The sequence below is a fragment of the Enterobacter sichuanensis genome, from assembly GCF_002939185.1.
Classification (GTDB): Bacteria; Pseudomonadota; Gammaproteobacteria; order Enterobacterales; family Enterobacteriaceae; genus Enterobacter; species Enterobacter sichuanensis.
The window spans coordinates 1-14610 of record NZ_POVL01000019.1 but is presented as its reverse complement, the minus strand read 5'-3'; the positions used below and the strand labels follow the sequence as shown (position 1 = coordinate 14610).

15 protein-coding genes are annotated in these 14610 nt (G+C 54.3%); 14 read left to right on the top strand and 1 reads right to left on the bottom strand.

Features of this window, described 5'->3' with window-relative positions:
- Positions 1–20: 20 nt before the first annotated feature.
- Positions 21–998 (bottom strand): phage shock protein operon transcriptional activator, encoded by a 978-nt coding sequence (gene pspF / locus C5687_RS10540; RefSeq protein ID WP_047958812.1) that lies wholly within the window; start codon positions 996–998, stop codon positions 21–23.
- A 166-nt stretch (positions 999–1164) separates the two neighbouring features.
- Here pspF and pspA point away from each other — a divergent pair, with 166 nt between their 5' ends.
- From pspA to C5687_RS10470, 14 genes are all read left to right on the top strand, one after another.
- The gene (gene pspA, locus C5687_RS10535) at positions 1165–1833 is read left to right on the top strand and encodes a phage shock protein PspA (RefSeq protein WP_104556909.1); all 669 of its coding nucleotides are present in this window, start codon (positions 1165–1167) and stop codon (positions 1831–1833) included.
- A gap of 49 nt (positions 1834–1882) precedes the next feature.
- On the top strand, positions 1883–2107 hold the full coding sequence (gene pspB, locus C5687_RS10530; protein WP_025756611.1) for an envelope stress response membrane protein PspB: 225 nt from the start codon (positions 1883–1885) through the stop codon (positions 2105–2107).
- On the top strand, positions 2107–2466 hold the full coding sequence (pspC, locus tag C5687_RS10525; protein ID WP_059387029.1) for an envelope stress response membrane protein PspC: 360 nt from the start codon (positions 2107–2109) through the stop codon (positions 2464–2466). The genes pspB and pspC overlap by 1 nt, the downstream gene beginning before the upstream one ends.
- A 12-nt stretch (positions 2467–2478) precedes the next feature.
- Positions 2479–2703, top strand: coding sequence for a phage shock protein PspD (gene pspD / locus C5687_RS10520; RefSeq protein WP_047958810.1), 225 nt, complete (start codon positions 2479–2481; stop codon positions 2701–2703).
- A gap of 194 nt (positions 2704–2897) precedes the next feature.
- Positions 2898–4595 carry a sugar phosphorylase gene (locus tag C5687_RS10515; RefSeq protein ID WP_104556908.1) on the top strand — a complete coding sequence of 566 codons (1698 nt, stop codon included), beginning with the start codon at positions 2898–2900 and terminating at the stop codon, positions 4593–4595.
- A gap of 15 nt (positions 4596–4610) precedes the next feature.
- Entirely contained in the window at positions 4611–5903 is a 1293-nt protein-coding gene (locus C5687_RS10510) for an ABC transporter substrate-binding protein (RefSeq protein ID WP_104556907.1), read from the top strand.
- 22 nt (positions 5904–5925) lie between these two features.
- Positions 5926–6807 carry a carbohydrate ABC transporter permease gene (locus C5687_RS10505; protein WP_047958807.1) on the top strand — a complete coding sequence of 294 codons (882 nt, stop codon included), beginning with the start codon at positions 5926–5928 and terminating at the stop codon, positions 6805–6807.
- Positions 6794–7636 (top strand): carbohydrate ABC transporter permease, encoded by an 843-nt coding sequence (locus tag C5687_RS10500; RefSeq protein WP_104556906.1) that lies wholly within the window; start codon positions 6794–6796, stop codon positions 7634–7636. The genes C5687_RS10505 and C5687_RS10500 overlap by 14 nt, the downstream gene beginning before the upstream one ends.
- Before the next feature lie 31 nt (positions 7637–7667).
- The gene (locus C5687_RS10495; RefSeq protein ID WP_094917003.1) at positions 7668–8720 is read left to right on the top strand and encodes a D-guloside 3-dehydrogenase; all 1053 of its coding nucleotides are present in this window, start codon (positions 7668–7670) and stop codon (positions 8718–8720) included.
- 16 nt (positions 8721–8736) lie between these two features.
- Complete coding sequence (locus C5687_RS10490) at positions 8737–9525, top strand: 3-dehydro-D-guloside 4-epimerase (protein WP_104556905.1); 789 nt, start codon at positions 8737–8739, stop codon at positions 9523–9525.
- Between the two features lie 14 nt (positions 9526–9539).
- Complete coding sequence (locus tag C5687_RS10485) at positions 9540–10595, top strand: D-glucoside 3-dehydrogenase (protein WP_373467659.1); 1056 nt, start codon at positions 9540–9542, stop codon at positions 10593–10595.
- Complete coding sequence (locus C5687_RS10480; RefSeq protein ID WP_104556904.1) at positions 10589–12868, top strand: glycoside hydrolase family 65 protein; 2280 nt, start codon at positions 10589–10591, stop codon at positions 12866–12868. The genes C5687_RS10485 and C5687_RS10480 overlap by 7 nt, the downstream gene beginning before the upstream one ends.
- Positions 12858–13523, top strand: a complete 666-nt coding sequence (pgmB, locus tag C5687_RS10475) for a beta-phosphoglucomutase (protein ID WP_095440506.1) — start codon at positions 12858–12860, stop codon at positions 13521–13523. The genes C5687_RS10480 and pgmB overlap by 11 nt, the downstream gene beginning before the upstream one ends.
- A 13-nt stretch (positions 13524–13536) precedes the next feature.
- Positions 13537–14610, top strand: a 1074-nt coding sequence (locus tag C5687_RS10470) for an ABC transporter ATP-binding protein (RefSeq protein WP_104556903.1), incomplete at its 3' end; no start/stop codon positions are given.

Sequence of the window (14610 nt, the reverse complement as noted above, 5' to 3'; positions counted from 1 at the left end):
GCGGGTAAGTGCTGATATTGTCAGCGCATTTGATGCTTTTTGAGCAATGCCCTTAACTGATGGTAGGTCAGACCCAGCAGTTCAGCTGCCCGTTTCTGGTTATATTTTGCTGCCTTCAGGCTTTGTTCCAGCAGCTGTTGCTCTTGGTCGTGCTGGAACTGACGTAAATCCAGGGGAAGGGTGGGCGCATCGGCCGACAACGACGGAGCGGATATCGGGGGGGCGCTACGCTGAAAAGGATCGATAATAATGTTGTCCAGCTCCGTCTCGCTGCTGGCGTGGCGATAGACGGAACGCTCGACGACGTTTTTCAGCTCGCGGATATTTCCCGGCCAGTGATAAGCAAGCAGCGTCTCCCGGGCATAGTCGCTAAAGCCGGGGAAGAGCGGCAGACCCAGTTCACGGCACATCTGGATAGCAAACTGTTCTGCCAGCAGCATGATGTCGCTTCGCCGCTCGCGCAACGGGGGAAGCTGAACGACGTCAAAAGCCAGCCGGTCAAGCAGATCGGCACGGAATTTTTCCTCCGCGACCCTTTCCGGCAGGTTGGCGTTGGTGGCGCAGACCAGGCGCACATTGACCTGCAGCGGCTGGCTGCCGCCGACACGCTCCAGCTCGCCGTACTCAATCACGCGCAGCAGTTTTTCCTGCACCAGCATCGGCGCGGTGGCCAGTTCGTCGAGAAACAGTGTGCCACCGTCGGCGCGTTCAAAGCGTCCGGGATGGCGCTTCTGGGCGCCGGTAAACGCGCCCGCTTCATGGCCGAAGAGCTCGCTGTCGAGCAAATTTTCATTGAGCGCCGCGCAGTTAAGGGAAATGAAGGGGCCATCCCAGCGCCCGGACAAATAATGCAGACGGTTGGCTATCAGCTCCTTTCCGGTTCCGCGTTCACCGATGATGAGCACCGGTTTATTGAGCGGCGCAAGGCGGGAGACCTGTTCCAGCACTTCCAGAAAACTGTTGGCTTCACCGAGTAAATTGTCTTTGTATCCAGGCATGATGAAATTAACCACTCCTTAGCGATATTCACCAGGTAAGCATAGTTGCGCGTTGCCCGAAAAGCAATCAGCCTCATAAAAATCAATGAGATAAAAAGTTGGCACGGGTTTTGTATTATCTGTACAGCAGGGCATCGCCCGATAACAGAACTATGAGGATTCGATTATGGGTATTTTTTCTCGTTTTGCCGACATCGTGAACGCCAACATCAACTCGCTGCTTGAGAAAGCGGAAGATCCGCAGAAACTGGTACGCCTGATGATTCAGGAGATGGAAGACACGCTGGTTGAAGTGCGTTCTACCTCCGCCCGTGCGCTGGCGGAGAAAAAACAGCTTACGCGTCGTATTGAGCAGGCTACCGCTCAGATGAACGAATGGCAGGAGAAAGCGGAGCTCGCGCTGCGTAAGGACAAAGAAGATCTGGCCCGTGCGGCGTTGATTGAAAAACAGAAGCTCGCAGAGCTGGTGGCGACTCTTGAGCATGAAGTGACGCTGGTGGATGACACGCTCAGCCGAATGAAGAAAGAGATCGGTGAGCTTGAAAACAAACTGAGCGAAACGCGAGCGCGTCAGCAGGCGCTGACTTTGCGTCACCAGGCGGCGAGCTCTTCCCGTGACGTGCGTCGTCAGCTGGACAGCGGCAAACTGGATGAGGCGATGGCGCGTTTTGAATCGTTTGAACGTCGTATCGACCAGATGGAAGCGGAAGCCGAAAGCCATAGCATCGGCAAGCAGAAGTCGCTGGATCAACAGTTCGCCGATCTGAAAGCCGATGATGAAATCAGCGAGCAACTGGCGGCACTGAAAGCCAAAGTGAAGCAAGATAACCAATAATAATGCCTGCGGCACCTGAGTGTGCCGCCTCGTAAGACAAGGAGTACACATGAGCGCGCTTTTTCTGGCCATTCCCCTGACTATTTTCGTGCTGTTCGTATTGCCGATATGGCTCTGGCTGCACTACAGCAACCGTTCTTCACGGGGCGAACTTTCCCAGAGTGAACAACAGCGTCTGGCACAACTCTCCGAGGAGGCGAACAGAATGCGCGAACGCATTCAGGCGCTGGAAGCCATTCTCGATGCCGAACACCCAAACTGGAGGGATCGTTAATGTCTGGACTGAATCTGAACAAAAAGTTGTGGCGTATTCCGCAGCAGGGCATGGTGCGAGGCGTTTGTGCCGGGCTGGCCCATTATCTTGATGTCCCGGTAAAACTGGTCCGCGTGGTCACCGTGCTGTCGATCTTCTTCGGTCTGGCATTTATTACCCTGGTGGCGTACATCATTCTGTCGTTTGTCCTTGACCCGATGCCGGAAGGGGAACTGGCTGCGGAAGGGGCTCCCACCAGCAGCGATCTCCTCAATGCTGTGGATGAGCAACTCGCCGCCGGTGAGAGGCGGTTACGGGAAATGGAACGTTATGTCACATCCGATACCTTTACGCTGAGAAGTCGTTTCCGTCAGCTTTAAGAGAGAAAAGAGATGAAACAACACTGGCAACAGGCCGGTCAGAAGGTAAAACCCGGCTTGAAAATCGCAGGTAAGCTGGTCCTGATGACCGCGTTACGTTACGGTCCGGCTGGGGTAGCGGGGTGGGCGATTAAATCGGTTGCCCGCAAGCCGGTCAGAATGGTGCTGGCCGTGGCACTCGAACCGCTGTTGCAAAACGTTGCAAAACGGCTTTCACGCCGTTATTTCACCCGGTAATGCCCCCTCGCGTTGGCCTTTCTCTTTCGTGAGCAGGGCTGGCGACAGTTAACGCTATTTTCGCTTTTCCCCATTCTTTCTTTGCGGCAGCTCACAATACTGCGTTGAGCTGCTTTGCAATGCCTTTTTCTGCCTCCCGGTCCGTTGACAGATATTTTCCATGGGAGTAGATTGCCATCCGTGGGACCGCTACCATGGAAAATAAAGTGAACGCAAAAATTAAAGAACTTATTAATCGTATTTACGGGGAAATGTTTTCTGATGCCCAGCTCAATGCGCTACTGGAAAATATCGGAAAGGCCGCTTCTGTTATTACGGAAACGCGTAAAACGGATTGGGGTGAAAATGATGTTGTTCTGATTACCTATGCCGATCAGTTTTCGGCAGAAGGGGAGAAGGCACTTCCTGTTTTTACACGTTTTTATAATAAATGGCTTTCTGCTTCTTTTTCTCACGTCCATCTCTTACCTTTTTACCCATGGTCTTCGGACGACGGTTTTTCTGTCATTGATTATCATGAAGTTGCACCTGAAACAGGAACATGGCGAGACGTTGCCGAATTAAAACAGTCAACCAGTTTGATGTTTGATTTTGTCTGTAACCACATGTCAGCCAAAAGCAAATGGTTTGCTAATTATCTTAAACAAACCCCAGGGTACGACGATTTCTTTATTGCTGTCGATCCTCAAACTGACCTCTCCGCCGTAACGCGTCCGCGCGCATTACCGCTTCTTACACCTTTCACGCTTCATGATGGCAGCGTACGCCACCTGTGGACCACCTTCAGTGACGACCAGGTCGATCTCAATTTCGCCTCGCCACAGGTGCTGATTGCGATGGTTGACGTGCTGCTGCATTACCTGATTGAAGGGGCGCGTTACATCCGTCTGGATGCCGTTGGGTTTATGTGGAAAACGCCCGGAACATGCTGCATCCACCTTGAACAAACGCATCTCCTCATTCAGCTCTTCCGCGCCATTACCGACGTCGTTGCACCTGGCACGGTGATCATCACGGAGACCAACGTTCCGCATCAAGACAACATCTCTTACTTTGGCAACGGTGAAAATGAAGCGCAGATGGTTTACCAGTTCTCGCTGCCTCCGCTGGTACTGCATGCGGTGCATAGTCAGGATGTTCGTGTTCTCAGTGAGTGGGCTGCGTCGCTCACGCTGCCCTCAACGAACACCACCTGGTTCAACTTCCTGGCCTCGCATGACGGGATTGGCCTTAATCCGTTACGGGGAATTTTACCCGAATCAGAGATCCTCTCCCTGGTTGAAAAACTTCAGCACGAAGGGGCGCTGGTTAACTGGAAAAATAACCCGGATGGTACCCGAAGCCCTTATGAAATTAACGTAACCTATCTGGATGCATTAAGTACGCGTGATTGTGATGATAATCAACGTGTGGCCCGTTTTATTCTGGCACATGCCGTGCTGTTAAGTTTCCCGGGTGTGCCTGCGGTTTATATTCAGAGTATTCTGGGTTCGCGTAATGATTATGAAGGGGTTAAGCGCCTGGGATACAACCGTGCGATTAATCGAGAGAAATATGTTGCAGGACAAATTGATGGCGCGTTGGAAAATAAAAACAGTTTGCGATATCAGGTCTATTCCGCGTTAAGCCGGTTAATTGCGCTGCGACGGATGGAAAAAGCATTTCATCCTGACAGTGAAGCGTATTTTAGTACATCAGGAAGCGCAATTTTAAAAATCACTCGCGTTGCGGTGTCGGGTGAAAAGATAACCGCAATATTTAATTTCAGCGAACGTACCCAAACGGTGCAATCCGATATTTCAGTTGGCAGGGATTTGATCGCCGGAAATGCTATTACCGATACAACGCTAACCCTTACTCCATGGCAGGTGTTGTGGATTAAAGAAAACTAAAAAAGGACCTTAAACATGAAAATGCCCCGAATTGTGCTGATCTCAGCACTGGTTTCGTGCGCCTTGTTATCAGGGTGCAAGGATGACAAACCGTCTGCTGTCACCATCGAGTTTATGCACTCGTCGGTTGAGCAGGAGCGTCAGGCGGTTATTACGAAACTGATCGAAAAATTCGAGCAAGAGAACCCTGGCATTACCGTAAAACAGGTGCCGGTAGAAGAAGATGCCTATAACACCAAAGTGATTACGCTGGCCAGAACCGGCGCACTGCCTGAGGTGATTGAAGTCAGCCACGACTACGCGAAGGTGATGGACAAGGAACAACTGCTGGATCGCAAGGCGATCGGCGATGCCATCAAGGCGGTCGGTGAAAACACCTTCTATGACGGCATCTTGCGCGTTGTTCGTACGGAAGACGGTTCTGCATGGACGGGGGTGCCGATCAGCGCCTGGTTGTCCGGTGTCTGGTACCACAAAGATGTGCTTGCCGCGGCGGGTATTGACGAGCCGCATAACTGGAAACAGCTGCTTAACGCCAGCCAGCGCCTGAACGACCCGGCCAGGAAACATTACGGCATTGCGCTGCCAACCGCAGAAAGCGTGATGACCGAGCAGGCATTCTCTCAGTTTGCACTTTCCGGTGGCGCGAACGTTTTTGATGCAAAAGGGAATATTAATATCGATACCCCTGAAATGGCGGGCGCTCTGGCGTTTTATAAAGCGCTGGCCGCGAACACCATGCCTGGCTCAAACGATGTCATGGAGATCAAAGATGCCTTCATGAACGGTTCTGCCCCCATGGCCGTTTACTCCACCTACATCCTGCCGGCGGTCTTTAAAGACGGAAACCCGGCCAACCTCGGCTTTGTTGTGCCAACAGAAAAATCGTCTGCCGTCTACGGCATGGTCACCTCCCTGACGATCACCGCCGGTCAGACTGAAGACGAAACGAAAGCCGCAGAGAAGTTTGTCACCTGGATGGAACAGGCTCAACAGGCAACGGACTGGGTAATGATGTCGCCCGGCGCGGCATTGCCGGTGAACAAACTGGTCGTCGGCACCGATACCTGGAAAAACAATGATGTGATCAAAGCCTTTGGGCAACTGCCTTACGAACTGATCGCGCAGTTCCCGAATGTCCAGGTGTTTGGCGCAGTGGGGGACAAAAACTTCACTCGCATGGGGGATGTGACGGGGTCCGGGATTATCAGTTCCATGGTGCATAACGTCACGGTGGGGCAACACGATCTCCGCGCGACGTTGAGCAGCAGCCAGAAGCAACTGACTGACCTGATGTCACAACGATAGGAGCGCTTTGCGGAAGGAAATTATGAAGACGTTGTTTTCTGGTCGTTCAGATATGCCTTTCGCCATGCTGCTGTTGGCCCCCAGCCTGATTTTGCTGGGGGGCCTGGTGGCCTGGCCGATGATTTCCAACATTGAAATCAGCTTTTTACGTTTGCCGCTTAACCCGCGCATCAGCGCCGTGTTTGTCGGACTGGACAATTACATTCGCATTCTCAGTGATGCCGCTTTCTGGCATTCGCTGTGGATGACGTTCTGGTACACCGCACTGGTTGTGATGGGGAGTACGGTGCTGGGGCTGGCCGTTGCCCTTTTCTTTAACCGCGAGTTTCGCTTGCGCAAAACAGCCCGTTCGCTGGTGATTTTGTCCTATGTCACCCCGTCCATATCGCTGGTGTTTGCCTGGAAATACATGTTCAACAATGGCTACGGGATTGTGAACTATCTGGGTGTTGATCTGCTGCATCTGTATGACCAGGCGCCGCTGTGGTTCGACAATCCAGGCAGCAGTTTTGTGCTGGTAGTGTTGTTCGCCATCTGGCGTTACTTCCCGTACGCGTTCATTTCGTTTCTCGCGATTTTACAGACCATTGATAAATCGCTGTATGAAGCAGCGGAAATGGACGGTGCCAATGCCTGGCAGCGTTTTCGTATCGTCACGCTGCCCGCGATTATGCCGGTGCTGGCGACGGTGGTCACGCTCCGCACTATCTGGATGTTCTACATGTTCGCGGATGTCTACCTGCTGACGACCAAGGTCGATATTTTGGGCGTCTATCTCTACAAAACGGCTTTCGCTTTCAATGATTTGGGTAAAGCAGCCGCGATCTCTGTCGTGCTGTTCGTGATCATCTTCGCGGTGATCCTGCTGACCAGAAAAAGGGTAAACCTCAATGGCAACAAATAAACGCGTACTGGGCCGTATTGGTTTTTATCTGGGGCTGCTGCTGTTTCTTGTCATCACACTGTTCCCGTTTTTCGTGATGTTGATGACGTCGTTCAAAAGCGCAAAAGAGGCGATATCCCTGCACCCGACCATATTGCCGCAGGAGTGGACGTTGCAGCATTACGTCGACATTTTCAACCCGCTGATTTTCCCGTTTGTGGACTACTTCAGAAACAGCATGGTGGTGTCATTGATCTCATCGGTGATTGCCGTATTTCTCGGTACGCTCGGGGCTTACGCTTTGTCCAAACTGCGTTTTAAAGGACGCGCGACGATCAATGCGAGCTTCTACACCGTCTACATGTTCTCCGGGATTTTGCTGGTCGTACCGTTGTTCAAAATCATCACCGCGCTCGGCATTTATGACACAGACCTGGCGCTGATCGTCACCATGGTGACCCAGACGTTGCCCACTGCCGTCTTCATGCTGCGCAGCTATTTCGACACCATTCCGGACGAAATAGAAGAGGCCGCGATGATGGACGGTCTGAATCGCCTGCAGATCATCTTTCGCATCACCGTGCCGCTGGCGATTTCCGGTCTCGTGTCGGTCTTTGTCTACTGCTTCATGGTGGCGTGGAACGACTACCTGTTTGCCTCCATTTTCCTCTCGAGTGCCAGCAATTTCACTCTGCCGGTCGGGCTGAACACCCTCTTTAGCACGCCAGATTATATCTGGGGTCGCATGATGGCGGCATCGCTGGTGACGGCACTTCCGGTGGTCATCATGTACGCATTGTCAGAGCGTTTTATTAAAAGTGGTTTGACCGCCGGCGGCGTTAAGGGCTGAGGCGGCTAGTATTTTTTCCCAGGAGCAAGTCATGAAAAAGTTAGTTGCAATGGCGCCTCGTGTGGCGGCGCTGGTGGAGTATGAAGATCGTCCGGTTGCTGTCCATGAAGTGAAAATTCGTGCCCGCTTTGGCGCACCGAAACACGGAACCGAAGTTGTGGATTTCCGCGCGGCAAGCCCGTTTATTGATGAAGAGTTCAACGCGGAGTGGCAGATGTTCACACCGCGTGAAGCCGGTGCAGCCCGCGGGATCGAATTCGGTAAGTTCCAGCTGGGCAATATGATTGTTGGCGACATTATTGAATGTGGTGCTGACGTGACGGAATACCAGCCAGGCGACAGCGTATGCTGCTATGGGCCGCTGCAGGAGACGGTCATTGTTAACGCGGTCAATAACTACAAGCTGCGTAAAATGCCGCAGGGCGCGTCCTGGAAAAACGCCGTTTGCTACGATCCGGCACAGTTCGCCATGAGCGGCGTACGCGATGCCAACGTACGGGTCGGGGATTTTGTGGTCGTGGTCGGGCTTGGGGCCATTGGCCAGATTGCGATCCAGCTGGCGAAAAAAGCCGGCGCGTCAATCGTCATCGGTGTCGATCCTATCGCCCACCGTTGCGAGATTGCCCGCCGTCATGGGGCAGACCACTGCCTTAATCCAGTCGGTACGGACGTCGGCCTGGAGATCAAAAAGCTGACCGGGAAGCAGGGTGCGGATGTGATCATCGAAACCAGCGGCTTTGCTGATGCACTGCAGTCTGCGCTACGCGGACTCGCCTACGGCGGCACTATCTCCTACGTCGCCTTCGCGAAACCGTTCGCAGAAGGCTTCAACCTCGGTCGCGAAGCACATTTCAATAACGCGAAGATCGTCTTTTCGCGCGCCTGCAGCGAACCCAATCCGGATTACCCGCGCTGGAACCGCAAACGCATTGAGGAAACCTGCTGGGAGCTGCTGATGAACGGTTATCTCAACTGCGAGGACCTGATCGACCCGGTTGTCACCTTTACCACCAGCGCTGAAAGCTACATGCAGTATGTCGATCAGCACCCTGAACTGAGCATCAAAATGGGCGTCACTTTTTAAGCAAAGGAGAGCACCAATGAAAATCGCAACCCAAAACCAGGCCTTTTTCCCAACCCCGATTCTGGAGAAGTTCAAGTACATCAAAGCGATGGGTTTTGATGGCTATGAAATTGACGGCAAACTGCTGGTAGAAAACCTTGATGAGGTAAAAGCCGCGATCAACGCCACTGGCCTGCCGGTGACGACAGCATGTGGGGGATACGATGGCTGGATTGGCGACTTCATCGAAGAGCGTCGGCTGAACGGGTTAACACAGATTGAACGTATTCTGGAGGCCCTGGCAGAGGTAGGAGGCAAGGGCATTATCGTGCCTGCAGCCTGGGGAATGTTTACCTTCCGCCTGCCACCGATGACCTCCCCACGCAGCCTCGAAGGCGACCGCAAAACGGTGAGTGCTTCGCTGCGCTGGCTGGATGAGGTAGCGGGGCGTACCGGAACAACAGTCTACCTGGAACCCCTGAACCGCTATCAGGATCACATGATCAATACCCTGGCGGACGCGCGTCGTTATATCGAAGAGAACGCGCTGAAGCACGTACAGATCATCGGCGATTTCTACCATATGAATATCGAAGAAGATTCGCTGACGGAGGCGCTGCATCGCAACCGCGATCTGCTTGGTCACGTCCATATTGCCGATAATCATCGTTATCAGCCGGGAAGCGGTAGCCTCGATTTTGCCAGCCTGTTCGATCAGCTGCGTGCGGATAATTATCAGGGCTATGTGGTGTATGAATGCCGTGTTCGTGCCGACGACCCGGTTCAGGCGTACCAGGACTCACTCACTTATTTGCGTGAATGCTAAGGATGACGAGCGTGATGAGTCCCTCTACACCTTCGTGCCTGCGCGTCGCCATTATTGGCGCCGGGCAGGTCGCGGAAAAAGTGCATGCCTCGTATTACGCCACACGCAGTGATGTTCAGATGGTGGCTGTGATGGATAATCACCCTGAACAGGCACAGGCGTTTGCGGAACGTCATGCCATCCCCTCTGCCTGGCAGGATGTGCGGGAGATGCTCGAAGCGGTTAAGCCGGATGTGGTGAGCGTCTGTTCGCCTAACCGGTTTCACTTTGAGCACGTGATGGCAGCGCTGGAAGCCGGCTGCCATGTGATGTGCGAAAAACCGCCAGCCATGACGCCACAAGAGGCCGACCAGATGCGCATCGCCGCGCGTAAGGCGGGAAAAGTTCTGGCGTATGATTTTCACCATCGTTTCGCGCTGGATACGCAACAGGTGCGTGAGGCCGTGATGAACGGCGCATTGGGTGAAATTTATTTCACCACGGCGCAGGCGCTGCGGCGCTGTGGGGTGCCGGGCTGGGGCGTCTTTACCAACAAATCGCTACAGGGCGGTGGACCGCTGATTGATATTGGTATCCATATGCTGGATGCCGCGATGTACGTGCTGGGGTTCCCGGCGGTTAAACGGGTGACAGCGCACAGCTTCCAGAGGCTGGGAAACCGCAAAAGCAGCGGCCAGTTTGGCACGTGGGATCCCGCTCAGTTTACCGTTGAAGATGCCCTGTTCGGCACCATTGAGTTTTGCAACGGCGGCATTCTGCGTCTCGACACCTCGTTTGCGCTGAATATCCGTGAGCAGTCGATCATGAACGTCACATTCTGCGGTGAGAAGGCGGGTGCCACGCTTTTCCCGGCCCACATTTATCACGACGACGCCGGTGTTTTACACACCCTCACACAGCGTGAAGAGGCGGACGATCGGCGCCATTTACGCAGTATGGATGCCTTTGTCCGTCATGTGTTAGGGGAACCCGTAACGATCGCAGATGCAGAACAGGGGCTGGTTATCCAGCAGCTTGTCGCCGCGCTGTATGAGTCGGCAGAAACAGGGGAAAGCGTCTCATTATGCTAAACGTCTCTGTGTTAACCGATCCGGGCTTTTGTCCCCACAGCCTGAATAAATACGCCTCCATCATGGCCTGCGGTAATGGCTACATGGGGATCCGCGCGACGCATGAAGAAGAGTACACCCTGCAAACCAGAGGCATGTATCTTGCCGGACTTTATCATCAGGCGGGTCGTCACGAGACCACGGAACTGATCAACCTGCCAGATATCACCGGTATGGATATTGAACTGGATGGGGTGAATTTTACGCTGCTTTCAGGCGAGATCCTCGCGTGGCAACGCGAGCTGGCGTTTGCCAATGGCGAACTCCGGCGCAGCGTCGTCTGGCGCTCGCCCAACGGAAAACGCTACCGTCTGGAGAGCCGCCGTTTCGTCTCGCTGGATCAGTTGCCGTTAGCGGCGATGCAATTCTCGATTACGCCGCTTGATGCCGACTCGCAGGTCGTGCTGAACACCGGCATTGATGCGACGCAAACCAACAGCGGAAGACAGCATCTGGATGAAATGTCGGTCAGGGTGTTTGACCAGCATTACCTGCAGGGTATCTATGAAACGCAGGATCGGGGCTCTGAGGTTGTCATCTCGGCGTTTTGTCAGCTGTCAGCAAACAGCGATAGCTGCTTCACCGCCAAAAATCGTCGGTTGCTGGCGCACTATTCACTGATGGTTGCTCAGGGTGACACTGTCACGCTGGATAAACTTGTCTGGGTTGCTCACCGCAGCGATAAAGCCCTGCCGCAGGCGTCGTTTGCACGCAGCGCGCTGGCGGATATCAAAGTGTGTGCGGCGAGGGGCTATGCCGCGCTGCTGGAAAGCTCTGCGTGTGTCTGGGAAGAGGTCTGGCGCGACGCCCGGGTAGAGGTGGACTCGACGGAAAGTGAGGATCAGATGGCGCTGGACTATGCCGTCTGGCATCTGACCGCCATGACTCCCGCTCATAATGAGCGAAGCAGCATTGCCGCAAAAGGGTTGACGGGAGAGGGGTATAAAGGCCACGTCTTCTGGGATACGGAAATTTTCCTGCTGCCTTTCCATCTTTTTACCCGTCCGCAGATCGCCCGGAGCCTGCTGCGCTATCGATGGCTTAACCTGGCCGGCGCCCGGGAAAAAGCCCGTCGCAACGGCTGGCCGGGCGCGCTGTTCCCCTGGGAGAGTGCGGCAAGTGGTCAGGAAGAGACGCCGGAGTTTGCCGCCATCAACATCCGAACGGGCACGCGCCAGAAGGTGGCCTCCGCGCTGGCTGAACACCATATCGTGGCGGACATTGCCTGGGCCGTGGTCGCCTACTGGCAGGCAACGCAGGACGATGCCTTCATGCGCAAAGAAGGGCTGACGTTGCTGATGGAAACCGCCGCGTTCTGGATGGGGCGTGCAACGGAAGTGAAGGGGCGTCTGGAAATCCATGACGTGATCGGACCGGACGAATACACGGAACACGTGAACAATAACGCCTACACCAACTATCTGGCCTGGCACAATGTCGCCAGTGCATGCCGGTTTATGACCATGTTTGGGCGTGAAGATACGCGTTTTACGGAGAATGCCACCCGGTTTCTGGCGAGATTATGGCTACCGGAAGCCGATGCAGACGGAGTGATCCCACAGGATGACACCTTCATGGCGAAACCGGCTATCGATTTGAGCCGTTATAAAGCGAAAGCGGGGAAGCAGACCATTCTGCTCGATTACTCCCGCGCGGAAGTGAATGAGATGCAGATCCTTAAGCAGGCCGATGTTGTGATGCTTAACTACCTGTTGCCCGAACGGTTTACGCCGCAGCAATGTGCCGCCAACCTGGCGTTCTACGAGCCTCGTACGATCCATGACTCTTCGCTGAGCAAGGCCATTCACGGCATTGTGACGGCCCGTTGCGGCGATACGGAAGGAGCCTATGCTTTCTGGCGTGCTGGTGTCGCCATTGACCTGGGAGACGATCCCCACAGCAGCGACGACGGCATTCACGCTGCCGCCACCGGCGCAATCTGGTCCGGCGTGATTCAGGGATTTGCCGGTATGCAGATTGTAGAAGGGGAACTGCATCTTGCTCCGAAGCTGCCCGCTCACTGGCGCAAACTTGCTTTTCCGCTGCGCTGGCGGAACGCGCGCATGCGCTTCGCCTTTGAAAAAGACGTGCTAACAATCGATACCACCGCACCCGTCACGTTAACCCTCTGGGGAAAAACGGTGTGCGTCACGGAGCGGCAGGCACTCTCCTTAAGGGATTTTCTTACGCCTGATAATGGGACCGCTACCACGGAGGCCAGCCATGAAGCCTGAAGCTGTTGTTTTCGATCTTGACGGCGTCATCACCGATACCGCGCATCTGCACTTCCTCGCCTGGCGCGCGGTAGCGCAGGAGATTGGCATTGCCATCGACGAGGTGTTTAACGAGGAGTTGAAGGGAATTAGCCGCATGGAATCCCTGCAGCGGATCCTGCGACACGGTTCAAAAGAGGGGGCATTCGACGACAAACAGTGCCTGGCGCTGGCGGGTAAGAAAAATGCGCTCTACGTCGCGTCTCTGGCGTCGTTGACCGAGGCGTCGCTGCTGCCGGGCATCCGCGAGGTGCTGGAGGAGATACGTGCGGCGAAGGTCAAAATTGGGCTCGCCTCCGTTTCCCTGAATGCGCCCCGCATACTGGCGGCGCTCGGCATTGAGGACGCCTTTGATTTTTGTGCCGATGCCTCCCTCATTGTCTGTTCGAAACCTGACCCGGAGATCTTCCTCGCCGCCTGCGCTGGTCTGGGGGTTCGTCCTGAATCGGCCATCGGTATTGAAGATGCCCCCGCAGGCGTTGAGGCGATCAACGCCGCGGGAATGCTATCGGTTGGGATTGGATCGGGCCTGCACCATGCGGGATTACAACTTCATTCAACGCGGGAACTGACCTGGAAATGCCTGACCGATTTCTGGGCATCCCGGACGTATTGATAAGGAATTAACAATGGCGCAATTGTCTCTGAAACATATCCAGAAAATCTATGATAACCAGGTTCATGTGGTAAAGGATTTCAATCTCGACATAGAGGACAAAGAGTTTATCGTTTTCGTCGGTCCGTCAGGTTGTGGCAAGTCGACGACGCTGCGCATGATTGCGGGACTGGAAGAGATCTCCGCCGGGGAACTGGTAATTGATGGCGTTTGCATGAACGACGTGCCGGCCAAATCCCGCGATATTGCCATGGTTTTCCAGAACTATGCGCTGTATCCGCATATGACCGTCTACGACAACATGGCGTTTGGCCTGAAAATGCAAAAAATCGCCCCGGCGATCATTGAGGAACGGGTTAACTGGGCGGCTCAAATATTGGGGTTGCGTGAATACCTGAAGCGTAAACCAGGCGCATTGTCGGGGGGACAGCGCCAGCGCGTGGCGTTAGGCAGGGCGATTGTGCGTGAAGCGGGTGTCTTCCTGATGGATGAGCCGTTATCCAACCTCGATGCCAAGCTTCGCGTGCAGATGCGAGCGGAAATCAGCAAGCTGCATCAGAAGCTCAACACCACGATGATTTACGTGACCCACGATCAGACGGAAGCGATGACGATGGCCACCCGCATCGTCATCCTGAAGGACGGCATTATTCAGCAGGTGGGGGCACCAAAGCAGGTTTATAACGAACCGGCGAATATGTTTGTTGCAGGTTTCATTGGCTCGCCTGCCATGAATTTTATTCGCGGCGCGTTAGACGATCGTTATTTCGTCACGGAAACCCTGCGCCTGGAAATCCCGCAGGAGATGCTTGCGGCTCTGAATCACGCGGGGTATCAGCGTAAAGCGGTGGTGTTTGGCATCCGCCCGGAAGATATCCTGACCCTGCAGAACCGTGATGACGACATAGCGGCGAAAGTCAGCGTGGCTGAACTCACTGGCGCGGAATTTATGCTCTATGCCACCGTCGGCGGACATGAGCTGGTTGTCCGCGCAGGAGCCGCGAATGATTATGCCGCAGGGGATAATATCGGTATTCAGTTCGATATGAATAAGTGCCATTTCTTCGACGCGGAAACCGAAGCGGCT